21 protein-coding genes are annotated in these 23,784 nt (G+C 62.9%); 14 read left to right on the top strand and 7 right to left on the bottom strand.

Translation table 11 applies throughout. From position 1 onward, the window contains the following. Positions 1–18 precede the first annotated feature (18 nt). Positions 19–2,340, bottom strand: coding sequence for a penicillin-binding protein 1B (mrcB, locus tag JV241A_RS03305; protein WP_115085261.1), 2,322 nt, complete (start codon positions 2,338–2,340; stop codon positions 19–21). A gap of 116 nt (positions 2,341–2,456) precedes the next feature. Between mrcB and JV241A_RS03300 the strand changes: the two genes are divergently transcribed. The 3 genes from JV241A_RS03300 (at position 2,457) to JV241A_RS03290 (ending at position 4,920) form a co-directional block, all read left to right on the top strand. Next, on the top strand, positions 2,457–4,019 hold the full coding sequence (locus JV241A_RS03300; RefSeq protein ID WP_115085260.1) for a bifunctional aminoglycoside phosphotransferase/ATP-binding protein: 1,563 nt from the start codon (positions 2,457–2,459) through the stop codon (positions 4,017–4,019). Between the two features lie 104 nt (positions 4,020–4,123). Continuing rightward, on the top strand, positions 4,124–4,468 hold the full coding sequence (locus JV241A_RS03295) for a pentapeptide repeat-containing protein (protein WP_115085259.1): 345 nt from the start codon (positions 4,124–4,126) through the stop codon (positions 4,466–4,468). A gap of 167 nt (positions 4,469–4,635) precedes the next feature. Then, on the top strand, positions 4,636–4,920 hold the full coding sequence (locus JV241A_RS03290) for a TfoX/Sxy family protein (RefSeq protein WP_115085258.1): 285 nt from the start codon (positions 4,636–4,638) through the stop codon (positions 4,918–4,920). A gap of 169 nt (positions 4,921–5,089) precedes the next feature. Here the strand turns inward: JV241A_RS03290 and JV241A_RS03285 are convergent, their stop codons facing one another. From JV241A_RS03285 to JV241A_RS03270, 4 genes are read right to left on the bottom strand one after another with little or no spacing between them, the layout of a single operon-like run. Further along, on the bottom strand, positions 5,090–5,989 hold the full coding sequence (locus JV241A_RS03285) for a ChaN family lipoprotein (RefSeq protein WP_115085257.1): 900 nt from the start codon (positions 5,987–5,989) through the stop codon (positions 5,090–5,092). A gap of 12 nt (positions 5,990–6,001) precedes the next feature. Next, the gene (locus JV241A_RS03280; RefSeq protein WP_134061350.1) at positions 6,002–6,769 is read right to left on the bottom strand and encodes a heme ABC transporter ATP-binding protein; all 768 of its coding nucleotides are present in this window, start codon (positions 6,767–6,769) and stop codon (positions 6,002–6,004) included. Next, positions 6,769–7,752 carry an iron ABC transporter permease gene (locus JV241A_RS03275; protein WP_177414825.1) on the bottom strand — a complete coding sequence of 328 codons (984 nt, stop codon included), beginning with the start codon at positions 7,750–7,752 and terminating at the stop codon, positions 6,769–6,771. The genes JV241A_RS03280 and JV241A_RS03275 overlap by 1 nt, the downstream gene beginning before the upstream one ends. Before the next feature lie 50 nt (positions 7,753–7,802). Next, a complete protein-coding gene (locus JV241A_RS03270) occupies positions 7,803–8,669 on the bottom strand; it encodes an ABC transporter substrate-binding protein (protein ID WP_134061348.1) in 867 nt (288 codons plus the stop codon). A gap of 153 nt (positions 8,670–8,822) precedes the next feature. Between JV241A_RS03270 and JV241A_RS03265 the strand changes: the two genes are divergently transcribed. After that, a complete protein-coding gene (locus JV241A_RS03265; RefSeq protein ID WP_134061347.1) occupies positions 8,823–9,140 on the top strand; it encodes a Rieske 2Fe-2S domain-containing protein in 318 nt (105 codons plus the stop codon). On the opposite strand, the gene sfsA is transcribed toward JV241A_RS03265, so the two are convergent. Together sfsA and JV241A_RS03255 are read right to left on the bottom strand one after the other, a co-directional pair. After that, positions 9,130–9,843: a DNA/RNA nuclease SfsA gene (gene sfsA, locus JV241A_RS03260; RefSeq protein ID WP_115085252.1), complete on the bottom strand. Its 714-nt coding sequence runs from the start codon at positions 9,841–9,843 to the stop codon at positions 9,130–9,132. The genes JV241A_RS03265 and sfsA overlap by 11 nt on opposite strands. Then, entirely contained in the window at positions 9,843–11,015 is a 1,173-nt protein-coding gene (locus tag JV241A_RS03255) for a pyridoxal phosphate-dependent aminotransferase (RefSeq protein WP_134061346.1), read from the bottom strand. The genes sfsA and JV241A_RS03255 overlap by 1 nt, the downstream gene beginning before the upstream one ends. A gap of 245 nt (positions 11,016–11,260) precedes the next feature. Between JV241A_RS03255 and dksA the strand changes: the two genes are divergently transcribed. From dksA to pgi, 10 genes are all read left to right on the top strand, one after another. Continuing rightward, complete coding sequence (gene dksA / locus JV241A_RS03250) at positions 11,261–11,710, top strand: RNA polymerase-binding protein DksA (RefSeq protein WP_115085250.1); 450 nt, start codon at positions 11,261–11,263, stop codon at positions 11,708–11,710. Positions 11,711–11,788: 78 nt separating this feature from the next. Then, the gene (gluQRS, locus tag JV241A_RS03245) at positions 11,789–12,676 is read left to right on the top strand and encodes a tRNA glutamyl-Q(34) synthetase GluQRS (protein WP_134061345.1); all 888 of its coding nucleotides are present in this window, start codon (positions 11,789–11,791) and stop codon (positions 12,674–12,676) included. Positions 12,677–12,871: 195 nt separating this feature from the next. Then, positions 12,872–13,048, top strand: a complete 177-nt coding sequence (locus JV241A_RS03240; RefSeq protein ID WP_003250005.1) for a hypothetical protein — start codon at positions 12,872–12,874, stop codon at positions 13,046–13,048. Further along, the gene (locus JV241A_RS03235) at positions 13,032–15,986 is read left to right on the top strand and encodes a sensor histidine kinase (protein ID WP_166675635.1); all 2,955 of its coding nucleotides are present in this window, start codon (positions 13,032–13,034) and stop codon (positions 15,984–15,986) included. Before JV241A_RS03240 ends, JV241A_RS03235 begins: the two co-directional genes overlap by 17 nt. 22 nt (positions 15,987–16,008) lie before the next feature. Beyond that, positions 16,009–17,448, top strand: coding sequence for a sigma-54 dependent transcriptional regulator (locus JV241A_RS03230; protein WP_115085249.1), 1,440 nt, complete (start codon positions 16,009–16,011; stop codon positions 17,446–17,448). A 708-nt stretch (positions 17,449–18,156) separates the two neighbouring features. Further along, entirely contained in the window at positions 18,157–19,545 is a 1,389-nt protein-coding gene (locus JV241A_RS03225; protein WP_166675634.1) for a polynucleotide adenylyltransferase PcnB, read from the top strand. 3 nt (positions 19,546–19,548) lie between these two features. Beyond that, positions 19,549–20,025: a 2-amino-4-hydroxy-6-hydroxymethyldihydropteridine diphosphokinase gene (gene folK / locus JV241A_RS03220; protein ID WP_134061344.1), complete on the top strand. Its 477-nt coding sequence runs from the start codon at positions 19,549–19,551 to the stop codon at positions 20,023–20,025. Between the two features lie 252 nt (positions 20,026–20,277). Further along, positions 20,278–21,078, top strand: a complete 801-nt coding sequence (gene panB / locus JV241A_RS03215) for a 3-methyl-2-oxobutanoate hydroxymethyltransferase (protein ID WP_115085246.1) — start codon at positions 20,278–20,280, stop codon at positions 21,076–21,078. Further along, entirely contained in the window at positions 21,075–21,932 is an 858-nt protein-coding gene (gene panC / locus JV241A_RS03210) for a pantoate--beta-alanine ligase (RefSeq protein WP_115085245.1), read from the top strand. Before panB ends, panC begins: the two co-directional genes overlap by 4 nt. A gap of 124 nt (positions 21,933–22,056) precedes the next feature. Next, entirely contained in the window at positions 22,057–23,721 is a 1,665-nt protein-coding gene (gene pgi, locus JV241A_RS03205; protein WP_115085244.1) for a glucose-6-phosphate isomerase, read from the top strand. The last annotated feature ends 63 nt before the right edge of the window (positions 23,722–23,784 follow it).

Genomic DNA, 23,784 nt, shown 5'->3' with positions numbered 1-23,784 from the left:
CCCTCTTTAGGCTAGTGCTTAATTCATCCAACCCTTGACCCAGTCCATGACGGACTCGGCGGGATCCGGCTCGCCGCCACAGGCGGGCCCAGCCGGCGGTTCACTACCGCGAATATACGGCATCTGCACGGCGCCCGGGCAACTGGCATCCGAGCCCTGGCCGCTATGCGGATCGATCCAGGCCTGAACCACGTTATCGGGCAGCGGCATGTCCAGCGGCAAGGGGTCAGCCTTGCGCATGAAGCTGGTCCAGACCTGCAGCGCGCCGGTAGCACCCGTGAACGGTGTTTTACCGTTGTCATCGCGCCCTAGCCAGACCACCGCCAGCAAGTCCTGGCTGAAACCTGCGAACCAGCTGTCACGCGAATCGTTGCTGGTACCGGTCTTGCCCGCCAGGTTCAACGAGCTTGGCAGCACACTGTAGACCGAACGCCCGGTACCTTCGCGCATCACCCGCTGCATGGCGTTCTGCACCAGATAGATGGCGCCCGGATCGAAGGTTTGCTGGATCTGGAACGGATAACGCTTGAGCGGCTCGCCTTCGGCGGTCAGCACGCTGCGAATACCGCGCATCGGTGTATTGAAACCACCGTTGGCCAGGGTCTGGTACATGGTCGCGACCTGCATCGGCGACATGCCGCCAGCCCCGAGCATCATCGAAGGGAACGCCGGCCAGTCGACATTCACACCTAACCGGCCAATGGTCTTGAGCACGTTTGGCACGCCCAGTTCCAGGCCCAGCTTGGCGGTCGACAGGTTGTAGGAGTTGGCCAGGCCCTGGTACAGATAAATCGTACCGTGGGAGCGGCGGTCATAGTTCTGCGGCCGCCACACCTGGCCATCGGCGCCTTTGATCGAGAACGGCTCGTCCTGCACCCAACTGGTCAGGGTGTACTTGCTCGGTTTTTCCAGGGCGGTCAGGTATACCGCCGGCTTGACCAGCGAGCCGATCGGCCGCACCGCATCGATAGCGCGGTTGAAACCGGCGAAACCGGCCTGACGGCTGCCGATCAGGGCCTGGACTTCACCGGTTTCCGGGTTGGTCACGACCATTGCCGCTTCGACTTCATCGGCGCCCTTGCGCCCGGCCAGGCGCTTGAAGGTCTCGCCCATGGCCGCTTCCGACTTCATCTGCAGGATCGGATCGAAGCTGGTGAAAATGCGCAGGCCTTCTTCGGTCAAGTCTTCGTCACGGTAGTCCTGGCGCAGCTGGCGTTTGACCAGGTCGAGGAAGCCCGGGTACGAACTGTCGGCCAGGCTGCCGCGCTTGGTCACGCCCAATGGCATCTTCTTCGCCGCTTCCACCGCTTCCGGGGTTGCCACGCCCTGCTCGGCCAGCAGGTCGAGTACCAGGTTACGCCGCACCGTCGCCCGCTCCGGGTAACGCCGCGGGTTGTAATAGGAAGGGCCCTTGACCATACCGACCAGCAAGGCAATCTGGTGCAGCTTGAGTTCCGACAGCGGCTGGCTGAAGAAGAACTGGCTGGCCAGGCCGAAGCCGTGCACCGCGCGCTGACCGTCCTGGCCGACGAACACTTCGTTGAGGTAGGCCTCGAGGATTTCGCGCTTGTCGTAATGCAACTCGAGCAGCAAGGCCATCATCGCTTCATTGAGCTTGCGGCTGAGGCTGCGTTCGTTGGTCAGGTAGAAGTTCTTCACCAACTGTTGGGTCAGGGTACTGCCGCCCTGGCGCATGGCGCCGGACGAGGTGTTGACCCACACCGCCCGGGCAATCGACTTGGGCGACACACCGAAGTGGTGATAGAAGTCACGGTCTTCCACCGCCACCAGGGTTTCCAGCAGGTACGGCGGCACCTGGTCGATCTTGATCAGGATGCGGTCTTCGAGGTTTTTCGGGTACAGGCCGCCGATCAGCAGCGGCTCGAGGCGCACCACGTCGAGCTTCGAGCCGTTGGCGCCACTCAAGCCGGCTACATAGTCACCGGAGAAACGCACGCGCACCGCTTGCGCCGTTTCCATGCCTTCATAGAACTGGAAGCCGCGAGTATTCAGATCAACGGTATTACCATTGACTGCAGCCGCGCCCGGGCCATTGGCAACGCTTTCGCGGCGATATCCGAGGGCATCGAGTTCGATGAGGAAGTCGGCCTTGCTCAGCTTCTGGCCGACGAACAGCTCCAGCGGCCGGGCATACACCTTGGCCGGGATAGTCCAGCGCTTGCCGGAGAATTTCTCCTGGACCACGGCGTCGAGGTAAATGGCATAGCCCGCCACCAGCACAAAGCCGACCAGGCTGAGCTTCAAGGCCCAGCCCAGCCAGGCACGCGAGCGGCCAGACGGGCGTTTTTTAGCGGTACGGGGGGATCGGGATCGAGTCATGGCGGCGGATTATACGCACTTTATCGCACATCGACAGGCGCCCTCCGGCGGTTTGCACCAGCCACGCTTGCAGCCATAATGGCCCATTCGAATCTCCCGACCCAGAAGGATCGCCCGTGAGCCAAGCCTTGATTACAGCCCTGCAGAACCCCGCCCTGTTCCCTCACCCAGTGACGGCGTTTCAGGTTATCGAGACGCATATCTCCTGGGTGCTGCTCACCGGTGAATATGCCTACAAAATCAAGAAGCCGATGAACTTTGGCTTCCTCGACTTCACCGAGCTGTCTCAGCGCGCGCACTTCTGCGCCGAAGAGCTGCGCCTGAACCAGCGCCTGACCGACGGCTTGTATCTGGAGGTGCTGCCGATCACCGGCAGCGCCGAAGCACCGCAACTGGGTGGCGAAGGCGAGCCGATCGAATACGCGCTGAAGATGCGCCAGTTCCCTCAGAGCCAGATGCTCAGCACCCTGCAGGCCAACAGCGAACTGACCGCCGCGCACATCGACCAGATGGCCGAGCAGATCGCCCGCTTCCACCTGGCGGCGCCAAAAGTTGCCGTGGAGCATCCACTGGGCACGCCAGACAGCGTCATGGCCCCGGTCGAGCAGAACTTCGAGCAGATTCGCCCGTTCCTTTCCGACAAGGCCGACCTGCAGCAACTGGATGCCCTGCAAGCCTGGGCCCAGGACAGCTTCAAACGCCTGAATCGCCTGCTTGAGCAACGCAAGGCAGAAGGTTTCATCCGCGAATGCCACGGTGATATCCACCTGGGCAACGCCACCCTGATCGATGGCAAGGTGGTGATTTTCGACTGCATCGAGTTCAACGAACCGTTCCGCCTGACCGACGTTTATGCCGACGCCGCATTCCTGGCCATGGACCTCGAAGACCGCGGCCTGAAATCGCTGTCGCGCCGCTTCATCAGCCAGTACCTGGAGCTGACCGGTGACTACGCCGGCCTGGAACTGCTGAACTTCTACAAGGCTTATCGTGCACTGGTGCGGGCCAAGGTCGCCCTGTTCAGCATGCCGGCCAACGCCGATGCCGTGCAGCGCGCCACTACCCTGCGCACCTATCGCAACTATGCCAACCTGGCAGAGAGCTACAGCGCCATCCCTTCGAGGTTTCTGGCCATCACCCACGGCGTTTCCGCTGTCGGCAAGAGCCACGTGGCCATGCGCCTGGTCGATGCCCTGGGCGCCATTCGCCTGCGTTCGGACGTCGAGCGCAAGCGCATGTTCGGTGAGCAAGCCAGCGCCAATGCCGGCCAGCTGCAAGCCGGTATCTACAGCGAAGACGCCAGCCAGGCCACCTACCAACGCCTGCACCAAATGGCCGAAACCATCCTGCGCGCCGGCTTCCCGGTGGTGATCGACGCCACCTACCTCAAGCAAGACCAGCGCCAGGCCGCCGCCGGGGTCGCCAGCGAAACCGGCGTGCCGTTCCTGATCCTCGACTGCAACGCGCCGGATGCGGTGATCGCCAGCTGGCTGGCCAAGCGTCAGGCCGATCAGAACGATCCGTCGGATGCCACCCTGGAGGTGGTCAAGGCCCAGCAAGCCAGCCGTGACCCGCTCAGCGCCGAAGAGCTGCTGCAAAGCAAGCGCGTGGAAACCAACGAAAGCGGTAGCCTCGACCTGCTGGTCAAGCAGATCCGTCAGCGCCTGCCAGGGCTCTGAAGCCTCCCGGGACGTGAAGTAGTCGACACTTCACGCTTGATTCCGGGCGCCTCCGCAATGATGGCCCTATAGTGTCACCATCAGGGCAAACAAGGAGGCGCCTCATGAATCAGCCACGGCAACTGGACAGCGCGCTATATGCGTTGGTGCATGATGAACAGATCGCCAGCTTCAATCGCGAGAAACCCAAGGACGGCGCCGTCGACTTTCGTGGCGGTGATTTCCGCGGACTCGACCTGCGTGAACTGGACACCAGCGGCATCGACTTCACCGATGCCTACTTCCGCGCCTCCGACCTGCGCGGCCTGGACCTGCGCTACAACGGCCTGGAAGGCGCCAGCCTTGCCCATGCGCAGATTTCCGGCACCTACTTCCCCAGCGAACTGAGCGCCGACGAGATCCTGATGTCGGTCAATTTCGGCACCCGCCTGCGTTACCGTACACGCTGACAGTAACGAGTGAAACGCCCGCCGGCTGTGGCCTGGCGGGCAGCTTTCGGCTACCCGTCGGCACATGGATGGCAAAACGCCGCGTATTTTCCAAGTGCCGCTACACTCCTCATTGACCTGCCGCGATTCCTTAATCAAGACCCGTTCAGCCGTCGCAAGGAGGCTTGATGAACGATGAACTCCAGCATCTGAAAAATCTTGGCAAGACTTCTGCGCAGTGGCTGCATGCGGTCGGCATCCACAGTGCTTCGGATTTACGCCGACTGGGTGCGGTGACTGCCTACAAGGCCGTGCGCAGCCGCGGCTTCAGGGCTTCGAAGGTGCTGCTCTACGCAATTGAAGGCGCCTTGCTCGACGTGCACTGGAACGATATTCCGGCCGAGCGCAAGGAAGCCCTGAACCAGCAACTCGACGGCAAAACTGCCGTACAGAAAAATAATCGGGAATATTGAGTCAGGACGCTTGACTACGAAATGAGAATCGTTATGATTATCACAACTGGTCGCGAGACTGGTTGGGTAACCTGAAAGCCCCTGGTTCGGACTCTCAGATTATCTCCTCATCAGGCTAATCACGGTTATTGACCCGGCACTTTGCCGGGTCTTTTTTTGCCTGGGGTTTTTACCCGCCTTTGCGCATCTGCGCGCAGTAGTCCTGCTCCGGCAAAGCCGGGGTGTACCAGACATAATCGGCCATTTGCGCATCAACCACCTGCCCCACCTCAGCGAGCATCAGTACCTGCGTGGTGCCTTCAGCACCCAGATCGGCAAGGTGCAAGGGCACGCCGATGTCCTTGCGCACGTGATAACCGCCGGCCAACAGCAACGCCGGTTGTGGTGCGGCCAGCAGGCGCTCGGCGATGCGTCGGTCGCGCTGTTGCTGAACCGCCAGCATGGCCGGCAACTGGCTTTCGGGCAGCAGGCCGCAATGGGATTCCCTGACTTGCTCCAGCAGCACGGCTTGTACCTTGGCTGCTGCCGAGCGCGGCCCCTTCAACGCTGGCGGCTGGCGATAGATCCTGCGCACTTCGTCGTGGTCGAGGTTGGCGGCCAGTAACGAGTACGGTTGCCCCAGGGCTTCATGGACAATCGGCCCGTACAAGGCCCAATCCCAGCCATCCTGCCAGCCCAGCGCCTTGGGCAGGTCCTGCGGGCGTGTTTGCTGCTGTTTCAGTGCATCGACCTGGCCTTGCTGCACCGGCTGCAGCATCTCCAGCAGCAGGCTGCCCTGCGGCCGTTGCGCGTCCAGTGCGCGCAGCAGCCAGAGCTGCAGGGCATGGTGATCGGGGTTGTCGTGTTTCTCGCCAACCAGCAGCCGTTGAGCCTGCGCGAGCCGCTCCAGCAGTTGCGCGGGCGTCAGCAGCCGGCCGCTGCTCAGTTCACGGATGTGCCCAAGCTCGGCATGCTCACGGCCTTCGGGGCTTTGCCAGGCTGGCAAAGGCGGTGCCTCGGCTCGGGACTGGCAGCCGGCGAGCCCCCAGACCAGCAACAGCAATAACGCGGGCAACCGGGGACGACGCATGGGGCAGTTCTCCTAACGGGCGATGATCAGCGGGTGCCCCCGCTCGGGATGAGGCTGTACCAGCACATCGATGCCGAACACCGCCTTGAGGGAATCGGGGCGCAACACCTGCTGCGGGGTATCCAGGGCGTGGGCGCGGCCCTGTTCGAGCAGCAGGATACGGTCACAGTAGCGCGCCGCCAGGTTCAGGTCATGGAGGATGACCATCACCGCCGCACCACGATCAGCGAACTCGCGGACCGCTTGCAAGGTGGTGTGCTGGTGCAGTGGGTCGAGCATCGAGGTCGGCTCGTCAAGCAGCAGGATTCGCCCGTCCTCCCCTGGCCACAGCTGCGCCAGCACCCGCGCCAGGTGCACGCGCTGACGCTCGCCGCCGGAGAGTGCCAGATAGCTGCGCCCGATCAGATGGCCGGCATCCGCCGCCTGCAGGGCCGCGTCGATGATCTGCTGGTCACGTTCGAGGCCGGTTTTATGCGGCAAACGGCCCATGCCGACCACCTCTTCAACCTTGAAGGCAAAACCCAGGCTGGAGACTTGCGGCAACACCGCCAGGCGCTGGGCGCGCTGCTGGCCTGGCCAGTCGGACAGGCCTCGGTCATCCAGGGTCACCCGCCCCTGGCTGGCATTCAGCTCGCCGCACATCACCCCGAGCAGGCTGCTTTTGCCCGCACCGTTGGGACCCAGAACCCCAAGTACCTGGCCAGGTTGCAGCGCCAGGCTGATATCGCTCAGGACCTGGTTCGCGCCACGGCGCAGGGACAGGTTCTCGACTCGCAGCATCAGGCACGCCCTCGCAACAGCAGATAAAGGAAGAACGGCGCACCAATGAACGCGGTGACGATACCGATCGGCAGCTCCGCAGGCGCCAGCGCCAAACGGGCGATCAGGTCGGCGAACAGCAACAGCGAAGCGCCAGCCAACAGCGAGGCCGGTAACAGCACGCGGTGATCAGGCCCGGCCAGCAAGCGCACCAGATGCGGCACCACCAGGCCGATAAAGCCGATCAGCCCCGCCGCCGCTACCGCCGCGCCAACCCCCAAGGCGGTACAGAACACCAGTTCGCGCTTGAGCTTCTCGACCTCGATGCCCAGGTGCCGCGCTTCGGATTCGCCCAGCAACAAGGCATTCAAGGCCTGAGCCCGGCGCGGCAGCCACAGTGAGACCACCACGGCGACCAGCACCAGTGGCCAGAGGCGCTGATAACTGGCGCCATTGAGGCTGCCCAGGTTCCAGAACGTCAGGGTGCGCAAGGTGGCGTCATCGGCCAGGTAAGTGAACAGCCCCACGGCCGCGCCGGCCAGGGCGGTCAAGGCGATACCGGCAAGGAGCATGGTCGCTACGTTGGTCTGACCATCACGTCGGCCCAGGCGGTACACCAGCGCGGTCACCCCGAGGCCACCGAGAAACGCACACAGCGATAACAAATAAGGAGCGAATACCTCGGGAATACCGCCCATCCATGAGCCGCCGACAATCGCCACCGCCGCACCGAGCGCGGCGCCAGCGGACACGCCGACCAGGCCAGGGTCGGCCAGCGGGTTGCGAAACAGCCCCTGCATCGCCACCCCGGACAGCGCCAGCACGGCGCCCACGGTCAGCCCGAGCAAAGTCCGCGGCAAACGAATCTGGCCGAGGATCAGCTCGGCCTGCTCCAGCCCTTCCCCGGCCACCGGCAACCCGATCAGCCGGGCGCCGGCGCGCAGGGTATCGATCAGTGGCAGGCTGACCGGCCCCAGCGCCAGCGACAACCAGATCGCCAGCAGGCACAGCAGCGTCAGGGTGACGAACAGCGTGCGCGGTTTGACCAGCCGGTTCATTGCGCGGTCGGGTAGAAGGCTTGGGAAAGGCTCTGCAAGGTAGACGGCAGACGCGGACCGAGACCACCAACCAGCAGGGTCGGGTCCAGCTCGATCATGCGCTTGTTACGTGCGGCACGCGAAGCATTCAGGGCGGGGTTTTCCTTGAGCAATGCCTGCAAGGCCTGGTCACCGCTCAGACTACGGTCGGCGAATACCAGCACATCGGGATCGAGGGCCGCCAAGGCCTCTATGGAGAAGTTCTTGTAGCCTTCGTTGTCAGCCAGGTTGCGCGCACCGGCCTGCTTGAGCAACCAGTCGCCGGCAGTGCCTTTGCCGGCAATCATTGGTTTGGAGCCGGCATGGCCGACCAGCAGGATCACGCCCGGGGCGGCTTGGCTGTTTTGCAGTTGCTTGATCTTGCCCTGCAGGGCATCGAGTTGCTGACGGTACTCGGCGAACAGTTGCTGGGCTTGTTGCTCATTGCCGAGCAAGCGGCCCAGCTGCTGCAGATTGGTTTCGACTGCGCCAAGGTCGGCCTTGCTCGAAAGCAGTTCGACCTTGACCCCGGCCCCGCGGATTTGCGCGAGCACCGGCGGCGGGCCCATTTCTTCGGTGCCCACCAGCACATCCGGACGCAGGCTCAGCACCCCTTCGGCGGACAGCTGGCGCTGATAACCGATACTCGGCAACGCCTTGAGCGATTGCGGATGCTGGCTGGTGGTATCGACCCCGACCAGCTTCTGCTCGCCGCCCAGCGCCGCCACCCACTCGCTCAGTGCCCCACCGGCGCTGACCCAGCGCTGCGGCAACGTGTCGGCCTGGGCCAAGGTGTTGAACACAAGACCGGCACATAGGGCGATCAGGCGGGCACGTGGGCGCATAACAGGCTTCCTTGAATGAGGAGGAGCGGCAATCCGGGTGGATAATGCCGGGGACGCGCGGTATAAAGCGCCCGATACGGCTGATGCAGGCAATTTGATAATTATTTGCATTTGCACGTCAAGCCGTCACTGTGACTTCGAGTAACCCTCACCATGCATTTTCTTTGTCGTTCCGAACACCTGGGCGAAGGCCAGAGCCGAGGCTTCAGTGTCGATGACCTCGGGATTTTCGCGGTTCGGCGCGCAGGCACGGTCTACCTGTACCGCAATTACTGCCCCCATCGCGGGATCCCGTTGAACTGGGAGCCTGACGCCTTTCTCGACAGCAGCGCCAGCCTGATCGCCTGCGGGCGCCACGGCGCGCTGTTTCTGATCGAGTCCGGCGAATGCGTGGCGGGCCCCTGCGAGGGCGAGCAACTGACTGCCCTGGACTGCCACGAAGACAACCAGGGCATCTGGTTTATCGACTGAGCAACACCGGTAACGGCCGATCGATATAGACCTGTTCGCCATCGATCCGCGTGCCGTAGGCTAGCACCTCGACGCCATCGGCCACCGCAGCGCGCAGCGCCTCGGCATAGGCACTGTCGATCTCGTCGGCCGGGCGTACGGCTTCGACACCGCTGAGGTTCACGCAATATAGCTGCACCGCGCGCACACCCTGGCGTGCCAGGGTTGCCAGCTCACGCAGGTGCTTGGCGCCGCGCTGGGTCACCGCATCGGGGAAGGCGGCCACGCTGGAGTCATCAAAGCCCAGGGTCACGCTCTTGACCTCGACATAGGCCGGACCGTCAGCAAACTCCAGGCGAAAATCCACCCGGCTGCGTTCTTCACCGTAGGCCACCTCGCGCTTGAGCCCGGTAAATCCGGCCAGCTCGCTGATGACGCCGGCACGCAAGGCCTCTTCTACCAGGGCGTTGGCCCGCCCGGTGTTGACACAGGCCAGGCGCCCTTGCGGCGTTTCGCTGATTTCCCAGGTACCGGGCAGCTTGCGCTTGGGATCGTTGGAGCGGCTGAACCAGACCTGGCCGCCCTCGACCATGCAATTGAACATCGAACCGGTGTTGGGGCAGTGAATGGTCATCTGCTCGCCGTTGGCCAGTTCGATGTCGGCCAGGAAGCGCTTGTAGCGACGCAGTAAGCGTGCGGTTTCAAGTGTTGGAGAAAAACGCATCAGCCTTGCCAGCTCCGCAGTCCACGGGCAATCCGCTCAACCGCTTCCTGCAAGCGCGGCAAGCTCTGGGTGTAGGCAAAGCGCACATGGTGCCCGGCCTGGTGACGGCCAAAATCCAGGCCCGGGGTAAAGGCCACATGCTCGGTTTCGAGGAAGTGCCGGCAGAAGGCGAAGGCATCACCGCCAAAAGCGCTGATGTCGGCATACAGATAGAAGGCACCCTGAGGCTCGACGGCGATCTGGAAACCCAACCCGCGCAATGCGGGCAGGAGGAAGTCGCGACGACGGGCGAACTCGGCACGGCGCTCTTCGAGGATCGCCAGGGTGGCTGGCTGGAAGCACGCCAGCGCTGCATGCTGGGCCATGCTTGGCGCGCTGATGTAAAGGTTTTGCGCGAGTTTTTCCAGGTCAGCCACTGCTGCCGGTGGCGCCACCAGCCACCCCAGGCGCCAACCGGTCATGCCGAAATACTTGGAAAAACTATTAAGGACGAACGCCTCGTCGTCGACTTCCAGCACACTTGGCGCATCCATGCCGTAGGTCAGGCCGTGGTAGATCTCGTCCACCACCAGGTGACCCTTGCGCGCGCAGGTAGCGGTCGACAGGCCGGCAAGCTGGTCGCGATCGAGCACCGTCCCCGTCGGGTTGGCAGGTGACGCCACCAGGGCGCCGACGGTGTCCTGGTCCCAGTAGCGCTCGACCAGATCGGCGGTCAATTGATAATTCACCTCTGGCCCCACCGGCACCAGTTGCGCAGCACCTTCGACCAGGCGCAGGAAATGCCGGTTGCACGGGTAACCCGGGTCGGCCAGCAGCCAGTGCTTGCCCGGGTCGACCAACAGGCTTGCGGCCAGCAGCAAGGCGCCGGAACCACCCGGAGTGATGAGGATGCGCTGCGGGTCGATGCTCAGCCCGTAGCGCTGCTGATAGAACCCGGCAATCGCCTCACGCAGTGCCGGCAGCCCGCGGGCGGCGGTATAACGGGTATGCCCCTGGGCCAGTGCGGCCTGGCCGGCCTCGACGATCGGCGCGGCGGTGGTGAAATCCGGTTCGCCGATTTCCAGATGGATCACGTCGCGGCCGCTCGCCTGCAGCTCGTTGGCGCGGGCCAGCAGGGCCATCACGTGGAAAGGTTCGATGGCGCGGCTGCGCGCACTGTAGGGCTGGGCCATTAGCCTTCTCTCAAAAGGGTCTAGAATAATGATTCTACTCATGCACTGGGTCGAACGTGTGGCAAAAGCTGTGGTCCACTGCAAAGATCATCAAGGCCTGGCACAGTTGTCCCGGCCTTGACAACCGGGAGTAGCGTACCCCGATTCGATCTGGTAAGTTCGGCGGCTCGCAGTCGCAGGGCCGGCGGGCGCCGGAGATGGAGCAGCCTGCGCAATGGATTAGAAGAGTGAGAGGCGGTCTATTCATGTCCACCCAAGAAAAGCAACAAAGTCAGTCAGTTCTTGTTCATGGCGTCGAACCCTATAAAGAGACAAAGGGTGAGGAATACATGAGCAAAGCCATGCGCGACCACTTCACCAAGCTCCTCAATGGCTGGAAGAAAGAGCTGATGATCAGCGTGGACAACACCGTTGACCACATGAAGGATGAAGCGGCCAACTTCCCTGACCCAGCCGACCGTGCCAGCCAGGAAGAAGAATTCGCCCTGGAACTGCGCAACCGTGACCGTGAGCGCAAGCTGATCAAGAAGATCGACAAGACGCTGCAGCTGATCGTCGATGAAGAATACGGCTGGTGCGAAAAATGCGGTGTCGAAATCGGCCTGCGTCGCCTCGAAGCGCGCCCGACCGCCGACATGTGCTACGACTGCAAGACCTTGGCGGAAATCAAGGAAAAACAGGTCGGCAAAGCCTGACCTGACCAGAACGGGGCGCTCAAGGCGCCCCGTTTCATTTATGGCTATACGTATTCCTCTGCAGTTGCGTCCATGAGCATGAACAACCCTCGCTACATCGGGCGCTTCGCCCCTACCCCCAGTGGTTTCCTGCACTTCGGCTCGCTGGTCGCCGCCCTGGCCTCATGGCTGGACGCGCGTGCGGTCGGCGGCACCTGGCTGGTGCGCATGGAAGACATCGACCCGCCCCGCGAAGCCCCCGGCGCCCAGGCAGCGATCCTCAACACCCTGGAAAGCTACGGCCTGGAATGGGATGGCGAGGTGGTGTACCAGAGCCGGCGCCACGAGGCCTATGCCGAAGTGATCGAACGCCTGTTCCGTCAGGGTCTGGCCTACGCCTGCACCTGCTCGCGCAAGCAGCTCGAAGGCTATCACGGCGTTTACCCGGGCCTGTGCCGCAACGCCGGGCACGGCTGCGAGGACGCGGCCATCCGCGTACGGGTGCCAGAGCTGGCCTACCATTTCGATGACCGGGTCCAGGGCCGTTTCGAACAGCATCTGGGCCGCGAGGTCGGCGACTTTGTCATTCGCCGCCGCGATGGCCTGTACGCTTATCAACTGGCCGTGGTGCTGGATGACGCCTGGCAAGGGGTGACCGATATCGTTCGCGGCGCCGACCTGCTCGACAACACTCCACGCCAGCTGTACCTACAAGAATTGCTGGGGCTGTCGCAACCGCGTTACCTGCATGTGCCACTGATCGTGCAGCCGGACGGACACAAGCTGGGCAAGTCCTACCGTTCACCGCCACTGGCCGCCGAGCAGGCGACGCCCTTGCTGCTGCGGGCATTGCGCGCGCTGGGCCAGGCGACTGAAGCGGGCATGGAGCAAGGCACCCCGGGCGAAGTGCTGGCGCATGCCGCACTGCACTGGAACCCCGACGCCCTGCCCCGACGCCTGAGCGTGCCCGAGGCCGACCTGCACTGACCCTTGCAGGAGCGGCGGTGCCCCGCGATGAGGGCAATCCGCACTTGATCGCGGGGCAAGCCCGCTCCTACCAGTCATGCAGAAAGCCTAGTAAATTCAATTCTTTGGCAAAAACGCACAAGCCCGTTACCATCGCCGCAGCCATTTGCGCCAATAATAAGTCCAAGCCGCAGCGCCCTAACCTTTGAGGCCAGCATGTATATCTATCGTTTGGTCCTGCTTCTGGTCGTGGGGATCTACCTGTTCTCCCCGGCCATCATGGACTGGTGGATCGAGCCAACCGGTGCCTGGTATCGCCCTTACCTGCTCTGGCTGATCCTGATCGTCGTGACCTTTATCCTGCAGAGCCAACGTGATGCCGATGAGCTTTAGCCTGACCCAGATGATCCTGATCAGCGCCGCCTACCTGCTGGTGCTGTTCGGCGTGGCCTGGGTCAGCGAACGCGGGATGATCCCGCGCTCGATCATCCGCCACCCGCTGACCTACACCCTGTCGCTGGGCGTCTATGCCAGTGCCTGGGCCTTTTATGGCTCGGTGGGCCTGGCCTACCAGTACGGCTACGGCTTTCTCGCCTGTTACCTCGGGGTGTCCGGGGCCTTCCTGCTGGCGCCGGTGCTGCTGTACCCGATCCTGAAGATCACCCGTACCTATCAATTGTCGTCGCTGGCCGACCTGATCGCCTTCCGCTTTCGCAGCACCTGGGCCGGGGCGCTCACCACCATCTTCATGTTGATTGGCGTACTGCCGTTGCTGGCGCTGCAGATCCAGGCGGTGGCTGACTCGATCAGTATTCTTACCGGCGAGCCGGTCAAGGCGCGGGTCGCCTTTGCCTTTTGCGCGCTGATCACCCTGTTCACCATCTTCTTTGGCTCGCGGCACATCGCCACCCGGGAGAAACACGAAGGCCTGGTGTTTGCCATTGCCTTCGAGTCGGTGATCAAGCTGCTGGCCCTGGGCGGTATCGGCCTTTATGCGCTGTACGGCGTCTTCGGCGGTCCGCATGAACTGGAAGTCTGGTTGTTGCAGAACCAGACCGCCCTCGCCGCCTTGCACACACCGTTGCAGGAAGGCCCATGGCGCACCCTGCTGCTGGTGTTCTTCGCCTCGGCCATCGTCATGCCGCACATGTATCACATGGCCTTTACCGAAAACCTCAATCCGCGCTCGCTGGTCAGCGCCAGCTGGGGCCTGCCGCTGTTCCTGCTGCTGATGAGCCTGGCCGTGCCGCTGATTCTCTGGGCCGGCCTGAAAATGGGCGCCAGCACCAGCCCGGAATACTTCACCCTGGGCCTGGGCATCGCCGCCAACAACCAGGCGCTGGCGTTACTGGCCTATATCGGCGGGCTATCGGCCTCCAGCGGGCTGATCATCGTCACCACCCTGGCACTTTCGGGCATGGCCCTCAACCACCTGGTGCTGCCGCTGTACCAGCCACCGGCCGAGGGCAATATCTATCGCTGGCTGAAGTGGACCCGCCGGGCGCTGATCGTTGCCATCATCGCCGCCGGTTTCGGCTTCTACCTGACTCTGGGCAGCCAGCAGGACCTGGCCAACCTCGGTATCGTCGCCTTCGTCGCCACCCTGCAGTTCCTGCCTGGGGTGCTCTCGGTGCTGTACTGGCCGACCGCCAACCGCCGCGGCTTCATTGCCGGGCTGCTGGCAGGGATCCTGGTGTGGATGGTGACCATGCTGTTGCCGCTGGTGGGCAACCTGCAGGGCTTCTACATTCCGCTGCTGAACATGATCTATGTGCTCGACGACACCAGTTGGCACATGGCCGCAATCGCATCACTGGCAGCCAACGTGCTGCTGTTCACCCTGATCTCGCTGTTCACCAACGCCAGCAGTGAAGAAGTCAGCGCGGCCGAGGCCTGTGCGGTAGATAACGTGCGTCGCCCGCAACGCCGCGAGCTGCACGCCGCCTCGCCCCAGGAGTTCGCTACCCAGCTGGCCAAGCCCCTGGGTGCCAAGGCCGCACAGAAGGAAGTGGAACAGGCCCTGCGCGACCTCTACCTGCCGTTCGACGAGCGCCGCCCTTATGCCCTGCGCCGCCTGCGCGACCGCATCGAGGCCAACCTGTCAGGGCTGATGGGCCCGAGCGTGGCCCAGGACATGGTCGAGACCTTCCTGCCCTACAAGTCCGGTAACGAAAACTACGTTACCGAGGACATCCACTTCATCGAAAGCCGCCTGGAAGACTACCACTCGCGCCTGACTGGCCTGGCCGCCGAGCTCGACGCCCTGCGCCGTTACCACCGCCAGACCCTGCAAGAGTTGCCGATGGGCGTTTGCTCGCTGGCCAAGGACCAGGAAATCCTGATGTGGAACAAGGCCATGGAAGAGCTCACCGGTATCCCCGCCAAGCGCGTGGTCGGCTCGCGCCTGACCACCATCGGCGAACCCTGGCGCGGCCTGCTGCTGGGCTTCATCAACGTGCCCGACGAACACCTGCATAAGCAACGCCTGGGCCTGGACGGCCAGACCCGCTGGCTGAACCTGCACAAGGCGGCCATCGACGAGCCGCTGGCACCGGGTAACAGTGGCCTGGTGCTGCTGGTCGAAGACCTCACCGAAACCCAGGCCCTGGAAGACAAGCTGGTGCACTCCGAGCGCCTGGCCAGCATCGGCCGCCTGGCCGCCGGGGTTGCCCACGAGATCGGCAACCCGGTCACCGGTATCGCCTGCCTGGCGCAAAACCTGCGCGAAGAGCGCGAAGAGGATGGCGAAATCACCGAGCTGAGCAGCCAGATCCTGGAGCAGACCAAACGCATCTCGCGCATCGTCCAGTCGTTGATGAGCTTTGCCCATGCCGGCAGCCACCAGCACAGCGATGAGCCGGTGTGCCTGGCCGAAGTGGCCCAGGATGCCATCGGTCTGCTGGCCTTGAACCGGCGCAATTTCGAAGTACAGTTCTTCAACCTGTGCGACCCGGAACACTGGGTCGAGGGCGACCCGCAACGCCTGGCCCAGGTGCTGATCAACCTGCTGTCCAACGCCCGCGACGCCTCCCCGCCCGGCAGCGCCGTACGGGTCAAGAGCGAAGCCAGCGAACATACCGTCGACCTGATCGTCGAGGATGAAGGCAGCGGTATCCCGAAAAACATCATGGATCGTCTGTTCGAACCCTTCTTCACTACCAAGGACCCGGGCGAAGGTACCGGACTGGGGCTTGCTCTGGTCTATTCCATCGTGGAAGAGCATTATGGACAAATCACCATCGACAGCCCGGCCGATAGCCAGAGCCAACGTGGCACCCGGATCCGAGTGACCCTGCCGCGCCATGTCGTAGCGACGTCCGCTGTGAACTGAGACCGTCGAGAGAATTGAATCAATGCCGCATATTCTGATCGTCGAAGACGAAACCATTATCCGCTCGGCGTTGCGCCGATTGCTTGAGCGCAACCAGTACCAGGTCAGCGAGGCCGGCTCGGTGCAGGAAGCCCAGGAACGCTTCAGCATTGCGACCTTCGACCTGATTGTCAGCGACCTGCGCCTGCCGGGCGCGCCTGGCACCGAACTGATCAAGCTCGGCCAGGGCACGCCGGTACTGATCATGACCAGCTACGCGAGCCTGCGTTCTGCCGTCGACTCGATGAAAATGGGTGCGGTGGACTACATCGCCAAGCCATTCGATCACGACGAAATGCTGCAGGCCGTGGCCCGCATCCTGCGCGACCGGCAGAACGCGCCCGCCGCGCCCGCTGAACGGGGCAACGGCAAGTCTGCAGGTGGCGACAAGGCCGCGGCCAGCAATGCGGCCAATGGCGAGATCGGCATCATCGGCTCCTGCCCACCGATGCAAGACCTGTACAGCAAGATCCGCAAGGTCGCCCCAACAGACTCCAATGTGCTGATCCAGGGCGAATCGGGAACCGGTAAAGAGCTGGTGGCCCGCGCCCTGCACAACCTCTCGCGGCGGGCCAAGGCACCGATGATCTCGGTGAACTGTGCGGCCATCCCGGAAACCCTGATCGAGTCGGAACTGTTCGGCCACGAAAAAGGCGCCTTTACCGGTGCCAGTGCCGGACGTGCCGGCTTGGTCGAAGCCGCCGATGGCGGTACGCTGTTCCTCGACGAGATCGGCGAACTGCCACTCGAAGCCCAGGCGCGCCTGTTGCGCGTGCTGCAGGAAGGCGAAATCCGCCGGGTCGGTTCGGTGCAATCGCAAAAGGTCGATGTGCGCCTGATCGCCGCGACCCACCGCGACCTGAAGAACCTGGCCAAGGTCGGCCAGTTCCGTGAAGACCTTTATTACCGCCTGCACGTCATCGCCCTCAAGTTGCCGGCCTTGCGCGAGCGCGGTGCCGACGTCAACGAGATCGCCAATGCCTTCCTCGCCCGCCAGAGTGCGCGGGTCGGGCGCAACGACCTGCGCTTCGCCCACGACGCTGAGCAAGCCATTCGGCACTACTCCTGGCCAGGTAACGTGCGCGAACTGGAGAACGCCGTGGAGCGTGCGGTGATCCTGTGCGAGAGCCCGGAAATTTCCGCCGACCTGCTGGGCATCGACATCGAACTCAGTGACCTGGTAGACGACGATCCGTTTGCCGGCCTGCCGGGTACCGGCAGCAACGCCAGCAACACCAGCCACGAGCCGACCGAAGATCTGTCACTGGAAGATTACTTCCAGCATTTCGTCCTCGAGCACCAGGACCACATGACCGAGACCGAGCTTGCACGCAAGCTCGGGGTCAGTCGCAAGTGCCTGTGGGAGCGTCGTCAGCGCCTGGGTATTCCGCGACGCAAGAGTGGCGCCACCAGCGAAAGCTGAGCCGTTTCAGCAGGTTGTGCGGGTGCGCGGCGGTAACACCGTCACCTTGCGACAAACTGTTACCGCAACATGAAGTCGTAACAAAAACCGGGGCTTAAGGTAACGAAGCCCCGGTTTTTTTTCGCCCTCCAGGCCGTCAAAAAACGCTTCAACCCCTTGTTTTACTGGGGTTTGCAAAAGTTGGCACGGCACCTGCTATATGTTTGGTACAAGAACAATAACAAGCACTGCAAAAGACAATAAAAATAAGACGAATCGGCTCACGCACAATAAGAACAAGACGGCGGAGGCGCAGCTAACTGATTCTTTTGGAGAGGAGTTGTATTTGGGGCTTGCCCCACAACCAGGCAGAGAACAATAAAAACTGCACTCAAGCAGGGCCTGAACTGGTTGGATCGCATGATCATTGCAACCTCAGCGACCAAAGCAATCCGTTTGCTCTTGATCCCGATTAGGGAGACCGCCCACAAGCTTTTTTTGTGGGCAGGGCACTCAACAAAAACAAGAAGCCCGGCAAAAAAACAATAAGAGCACGCAACTACTTCTTGGGGAGCTTCGGCTCCCCTTGTAGTTTCTGCCCGCCCCAGCCTGTCCGTGCGTCGTCCGACGCGACCGCCTACACCATCCTCCGAGTAAATGCTAGAATCCCCGCCCATCATGCGGCCATTCTTCGTTTTTGGCCGAACATTCCTTCAAACAGTGCATCCCATGCTGAAGAAGCTGTTCCAGTCATTCCGTCCTACCGTGCGTGGCCAGCACCATATTCGCACCACGCCCGAAGTGATCAATAGTGGTCAACATTCGCTGCAACGCGGCCAGTTCAGTCGCCATGCGGTGAACATCGTCGAGCGCCTGCAAAACGCTGGCTACCAGGCCTACCTGGTCGGTGGCTGCGTGCGGGACCAACTTCTGGGCATCACCCCCAAGGATTTCGACGTCGCCACCAGCGCCACCCCTGAACAGGTCCGCGCCGAATTTCGTAACGCCCGTATCATCGGTCGCCGTTTCAAACTGGTTCACATCCATTTCGGGCGTGAAATCATCGAAGTCGCCACCTTCCGCGCCAACCACCCGGAAAGCGAAGAAGAGAACAGCCACACCTCGTCGCGTAACGAGAGTGGGCGGATCCTGCGCGACAATGTCTACGGCACCCTGGAAGAAGACGCGCAGCGCCGCGACTTCACCATCAACGCCTTGTATTACGATCCGGTCAGCGAGCGCATCCTCGATTACGCCAACGGCGTGCACGACATCCGCAACCGCCTGATCCGCCTGATCGGCGACCCGACCCAGCGCTATCAGGAAGACCCGGTACGCATGCTGCGTGCCGTGCGTTTCGCCGCCAAGCTCAATTTCGGCATCGAGAAGCACACCGTGCAGCCGATTCGCCAGCTGGCGCCGATGCTGCGCGAGATCCCGGCGGCGCGCCTGTTCGAAGAGTCGCTCAAGCTGTTCCTCTCCGGGCAGGCTGCCGACACCTTCGAAATGCTCGTCGACCTGGAGCTGTTCGACCCTCTGTTCCCGGCCAGTGCCGAGGCGCTCGAAGAGCATCCGACCTACACCCACACCTTGATCAGCCAGGCATTGATCAATACCGACCTGCGCGTCAGGCAGGGCAAGCCGGTAACCCCGGCCTTCCTGTTCGCCGCCATGCTCTGGCCGGCGCTGCCGGGTCGCGCCCTGCGCCTGCAAAGCCGTGGCATGCCGCCGATCCCGGCAATGAATGAAGCCGCTCACGAGCTGATCGCCGAGCAGTGCCAGCGCATCGCTATCCCCAAGCGCTTCACCATGCCGATTCGCGAGATCTGGGACATGCAGGAGCGCCTGCCACGGCGCAGCGGCAAGCGTGCCGACCTGTTGCTCGACAACCCGCGCTTCCGCGCCGGTTACGACTTCCTGCTGCTGCGTGAAAGCGCTGGCGAAGAAACCGATGGCCTTGGCCAGTGGTGGACCGATTATCAGGACTGCAACGACAGCGAGCGCCGCGACATGATCCGCGAGCTGGGCAACCGCGATGAAGGCGCCGGTGCCGGCCCGCGCAAACGCAAGCGTAGCCCGAGCAAGCGCAAGCGTGCCGACGGCGCAGCAGGCGAGTAACACATGATCCGCGCCTACATTGGCCTGGGCAGCAACCTGGCCGATCCCGAGCAACAACTGCGCAGCGCCGTCGAGGCGCTGGGGCAGTTGCATGAAAGTGCCCTGGCCGGGGTTTCGGCCTTCTACACCAGCGACTCGCTGTCGCCCGGCCAGCCGCGCTACACCAATGCCGTGGCGGCGCTGGAGACCACCCTGGCGCCGCTCGACCTGCTCGATGCGCTGCAGGCCATCGAGGCCGATCAGGGCCGCGAGCGCAAGGAGCGCTGGGGCCCGCGCACCCTCGACCTGGACATCCTGCTGTACGGCGACCAGGTCATCGATGTGCCGCGCCTGAAAGTGCCGCATTACCACATGCAGGCCCGACCGTTCGTCCTTTACCCACTGGCCGAACTGGTACCCGAAGACTTCTGCCTGGCCGATCAGCGGCCCCTGTCCCAATTACTGGCAGATTGCCCGTTCGTCGGTCTGGAACGCCTGTAACCGGGCGATCCCCCAGCCGGTAACGCCCGTAACAGCGCATTAGTAACAATGCGGTAACAGGGTAATTGACTTCAGCCCCCTCGCTCACGACTATAGGCGTCCCGTGGCGCCCCGAGCGCCGCAAAAAGGCGTATATAGGCCTGGAACAGGTCGTATTTCAAACACCACGATCGATGATGTGCTGTTCCAGAAGATGAATACACGCGTTGTACGCAGTCGTTTTTCACAGCGCCTGAACGAGGATTCCTTTTCATGCCAGAAGTAACCCTGACCACCCTGCAGAGCCTCAAGGCCAAGGGTGAGAAAATAACCATGCTGACCTGCTACGACGCGACCTTTGCCCAGGCCGCCAGCCGGGCCGGCGTGGAAGTATTGCTGGTGGGTGACTCCCTGGGCATGGTCCTGCAAGGCCATGACAGCACCTTGCCGGTATCCAATGCCGAGATGGCCTACCACACCGCCTGCGTCAAACGCGGCAACGAAGGTGCGCTGATTCTCGCCGACCTGCCGTTCATGGCCTGCGCCACCACCGAGCAGGCGTTCGCCAACAGCGGCGCGCTTATGCAGGCTGGTGCGCACATGGTCAAGGTCGAAGGCGCCGCCTGGCTGGCGGAAACCATCCGCCTGCTAGCCGAGCGTGGCGTGCCGGTCTGTGCCCATATGGGCCTGACCCCGCAGACCGTGAATATTCTCGGTGGCTACAAGGTTCAAGGCCGCCAGGAAAACCAGGCCCGGCAGATGCGCGCCGACGCCATCGCCCTGGAGCAGGCCGGTGCGGCCATGCTGCTGCTCGAATGCGTACCGACCGAGCTGGCCGCGGAAATCACCCAGGCGGTGAGCATCCCGGTGATCGGCATCGGCGCCGGCAGCGCCACCGACGGCCAGGTGCTGGTGTTGCATGACATGCTCGGCCTGTCGCTGACCGGCCGGGTACCGAAGTTCGTGAAGAACTTCATGGCCGGCCAGAGCGACATTCAAGGCGCGCTCAAGGCTTATGTAGCCGCGGTCAAGGATGTCAGCTTCCCCGGCAGCGAACACGGGTTCAGTGCATGAATACAGTCAAGACCGTCCGCGAACTGCGCGCCGCCGTGGCGCGGGCGCGCAGTGAAGGCAAACGCATCGGCTTCGTGCCGACCATGGGCAACCTGCACAGCGGCCATGCCGCGCTGGTGACCAAAGCCGCGCAACGGGTCGATTTCGTTGTCGCCAGCATCTTCGTCAACCCGCTGCAGTTCGGCCCCAGCGAAGACCTCGACAAGTACCCGCGAACCCTCGCCGCCGACCAGGAGAAACTGCTCCAGGCCGGCTGCCACCTGCTGTTCGCCCCGACCGTCGAGGAGATGTACCCGGACGGCATGGCCGGGCAGACCCGGGTCAGTGTCCCGCAGCTTTCCGACGGGCTTTGCGGTGCCAGCCGCCCGGGCCATTTCGAAGGCGTGGCGACGGTGGTCAGCAAGCTGTTCAATATGGTCCAGCCAGACCTGGCCGTGTTCGGTCAGAAGGACTTCCAGCAGTTGGCGGTGATTCGCGCGCTGGTACGTGACCTGAACATGCCGATCCAGATTATCGGCGAGCCGACCGTGCGCGCCGAAGACGGCCTGGCGCTGTCGTCGCGCAACGGTTACCTGAGCGACGAACAGCGCGCCACGGCGCCAGCGTTGTATCGGGTGCTGAGCCAGATGGCCGCCGCGATCGAGCAGGGTGAACGCAACTATCCGGCGTTGATCGCCAATGGTCAGCAACAACTGAGCGCGGCAGGTTTTCGCCCGGACTACCTGGAAATTCGCCAGGCCCTGAGCCTGCGTCCGGCAGCGTCTGAAGACCGCGATCTGGTGATCCTGGTGGCCGCCTTCCTGGGTGCCACCCGCCTGATCGACAACCTGCACCTGAATCTCGACGACAAGTAAAACGGTCGCCCGCTGGGGACACTCCCTGTAACGCAGGTTGCATGCCTATAATTGGCATCAGCCTGCAAACAGGATGCTTTTTCCAGTGTCCAAGGCAGCTCACGCAATAAGGAAACCTGCAGCGATGGCGTACTACCGCACTCCTCATGATGTCACCGCCCTGCCCGCCTGGCAGGCGCTCCAGCAGCACCGCGAAGCCATGCAGGACTTCAGCATGCGCGACGCGTTCAATGCCGAGCCAAAACGCTTCGAACAGTTTTCCCTGAGTACCTGCGGGCTGTTCCTCGATTACTCGAAAAACCTGATCAACGGCCAGAGCCGTGATCTGCTGGTCAATCTGGCCAACGAGGTCGGCCTGCAAGAGGCAATCAAGGCGCTGTTCGCCGGTGAGATCCTCAACGCCTCCGAAGGCCGCCCGGCGCTGCACACCGCCCTGCGCCGTCCGGTTGGCGACAAGCTGAGCGTGAACGGCGTCAACGTGATGCCCGAGGTGCACAAGGTGCTCAACCAGGTGACCGAACTGGTTGGCCGCATCCATGACGGCCTGTGGCGCGGCTACAGCGAAAAGCCGATCACCGACGTGGTCAACATCGGCATCGGCGGTTCGTTCCTCGGCCCCGAGCTGGTCTCCGAAGCGCTGCTGCCTTACGCCCAGCGCGGCGTGCGCTGCCATTACCTGGCAAACATCGACGGCAGCGAGTTCCACGAGCTGTCGGCCAAGCTGCGTGCCGAAACCACGCTGTTCATCGTCTCGTCCAAGTCGTTCAACACCCTGGAAACCCTGAAGAACGCCCAGGCGGCCCGCGCCTGGTACCTCGCCCAGGGTGGCTCGGAAGCCGAGCTGTACAAGCACTTCATCGCCGTATCCAGCAACAAGGCCGCTGCGGTGGCCTTCGGCATTCGTGAAGAAAACATCTTCCCGATGTGGGACTGGGTCGGCGGGCGTTACTCGCTGTGGTCGGCCATCGGCCTGCCGATTGCACTGGCCATTGGTACTGCCAACTTCAAGGAACTGCTGTCCGGTGCCTACACCATGGACCAGCACTTCCAGAACGCGCCATTCGAACAGAACATGCCGGTGCTGCTGGCCTTGCTGGGCGTCTGGTACGGTAACTTCTGGGGCGCGCAGAGCCATGCGATCCTGCCGTACGACCATTACCTGCGTAACATCACCAAGCACCTGCAACAGCTGGACATGGAATCCAACGGCAAGAGCGTCCGCCAGGACGGCACGCCGGTCAACCACGACACCGGCCCGGTGATCTGGGGTGGCGTGGGTTGTAACGGTCAGCACGCCTACCACCAGTTGCTGCACCAGGGCACCCAGCTGATTCCCGCCGACTTCATCGTCCCGGTGGTCAGCTTCAACCCGGTCGCCGACCATCACCAGTGGCTGTACGCCAACTGCCTGTCGCAGAGCCAGGCGCTGATGCTCGGCAAGACCCGCAGCGAGGCCGAAACCGAACTGCGCGACAAGGGTATGGCCGAAGCCGATATCCAGAAGCTGGCGCCACACAAGGTGATCCCGGGTAACCGCCCGAGCAACACCCTGGTGGTCGAGCGCATCAGCCCGCGGCGCCTCGGCGCACTGGTGGCGATGTACGAACACAAGGTGTTCGTGCAGAGCGTTATCTGGGGCATCAACGCCTTCGACCAGTGGGGCGTGGAGCTGGGCAAGGAGCTGGGCAAGGGTGTGTACCAGCGCCTGACCGGCGGCATCGAAGAGCCTGCCGAGGACGCTTCGACCCAGGGCCTGATCAACTTCTTCCGCAGCCGTCACCGCGGTTGATCGCCTGCGCTGCCCCTGGCCGAACGAACACGGCCAGGGGCAGCGGCTACACTGTCCTGACAA

The sequence above is a fragment of the Pseudomonas sp. JV241A genome (assembly GCF_900275665.1).
Lineage (GTDB): Bacteria > Pseudomonadota > Gammaproteobacteria > Pseudomonadales > Pseudomonadaceae > Aquipseudomonas > Aquipseudomonas wadenswilerensis.
Note: the sequence above shows the minus strand (reverse complement) of the source record. Positions and strands in the feature narration are given on the sequence as shown.

Excerpts from the sequence above, each read along its gene's own strand:
- mrcB (WP_115085261.1), bottom strand. The coding sequence starts at position 2,340 with ATGACTCGATCCCGATCCCCCCGTACCGCTAAAAAACGCCCGTCTGGC.
- JV241A_RS03295 (WP_115085259.1), top strand. The coding sequence starts at position 4,124 with ATGAATCAGCCACGGCAACTGGACAGCGCGCTATATGCGTTGGTGCAT.
- JV241A_RS03290 (WP_115085258.1), top strand. The coding sequence starts at position 4,636 with ATGAACGATGAACTCCAGCATCTGAAAAATCTTGGCAAGACTTCTGCG.
- JV241A_RS03285 (WP_115085257.1), bottom strand. The coding sequence starts at position 5,989 with ATGCGTCGTCCCCGGTTGCCCGCGTTATTGCTGTTGCTGGTCTGGGGG.
- JV241A_RS03280 (WP_134061350.1), bottom strand. The coding sequence starts at position 6,769 with ATGCTGCGAGTCGAGAACCTGTCCCTGCGCCGTGGCGCGAACCAGGTC.
- JV241A_RS03270 (WP_134061348.1), bottom strand. The coding sequence starts at position 8,669 with ATGCGCCCACGTGCCCGCCTGATCGCCCTATGTGCCGGTCTTGTGTTC.
- JV241A_RS03265 (WP_134061347.1), top strand. The coding sequence starts at position 8,823 with ATGCATTTTCTTTGTCGTTCCGAACACCTGGGCGAAGGCCAGAGCCGA.
- sfsA (WP_115085252.1), bottom strand. The coding sequence starts at position 9,843 with ATGCGTTTTTCTCCAACACTTGAAACCGCACGCTTACTGCGTCGCTAC.
- JV241A_RS03255 (WP_134061346.1), bottom strand. The coding sequence starts at position 11,015 with ATGGCCCAGCCCTACAGTGCGCGCAGCCGCGCCATCGAACCTTTCCAC.
- dksA (WP_115085250.1), top strand. The coding sequence starts at position 11,261 with ATGTCCACCCAAGAAAAGCAACAAAGTCAGTCAGTTCTTGTTCATGGC.
- gluQRS (WP_134061345.1), top strand. The coding sequence starts at position 11,789 with ATGAACAACCCTCGCTACATCGGGCGCTTCGCCCCTACCCCCAGTGGT.
- JV241A_RS03240 (WP_003250005.1), top strand. The coding sequence starts at position 12,872 with ATGTATATCTATCGTTTGGTCCTGCTTCTGGTCGTGGGGATCTACCTG.
- JV241A_RS03235 (WP_166675635.1), top strand. The coding sequence starts at position 13,032 with ATGCCGATGAGCTTTAGCCTGACCCAGATGATCCTGATCAGCGCCGCC.
- JV241A_RS03230 (WP_115085249.1), top strand. The coding sequence starts at position 16,009 with ATGCCGCATATTCTGATCGTCGAAGACGAAACCATTATCCGCTCGGCG.
- JV241A_RS03225 (WP_166675634.1), top strand. The coding sequence starts at position 18,157 with ATGCTGAAGAAGCTGTTCCAGTCATTCCGTCCTACCGTGCGTGGCCAG.
- folK (WP_134061344.1), top strand. The coding sequence starts at position 19,549 with ATGATCCGCGCCTACATTGGCCTGGGCAGCAACCTGGCCGATCCCGAG.
- panB (WP_115085246.1), top strand. The coding sequence starts at position 20,278 with ATGCCAGAAGTAACCCTGACCACCCTGCAGAGCCTCAAGGCCAAGGGT.
- panC (WP_115085245.1), top strand. The coding sequence starts at position 21,075 with ATGAATACAGTCAAGACCGTCCGCGAACTGCGCGCCGCCGTGGCGCGG.
- pgi (WP_115085244.1), top strand. The coding sequence starts at position 22,057 with ATGGCGTACTACCGCACTCCTCATGATGTCACCGCCCTGCCCGCCTGG.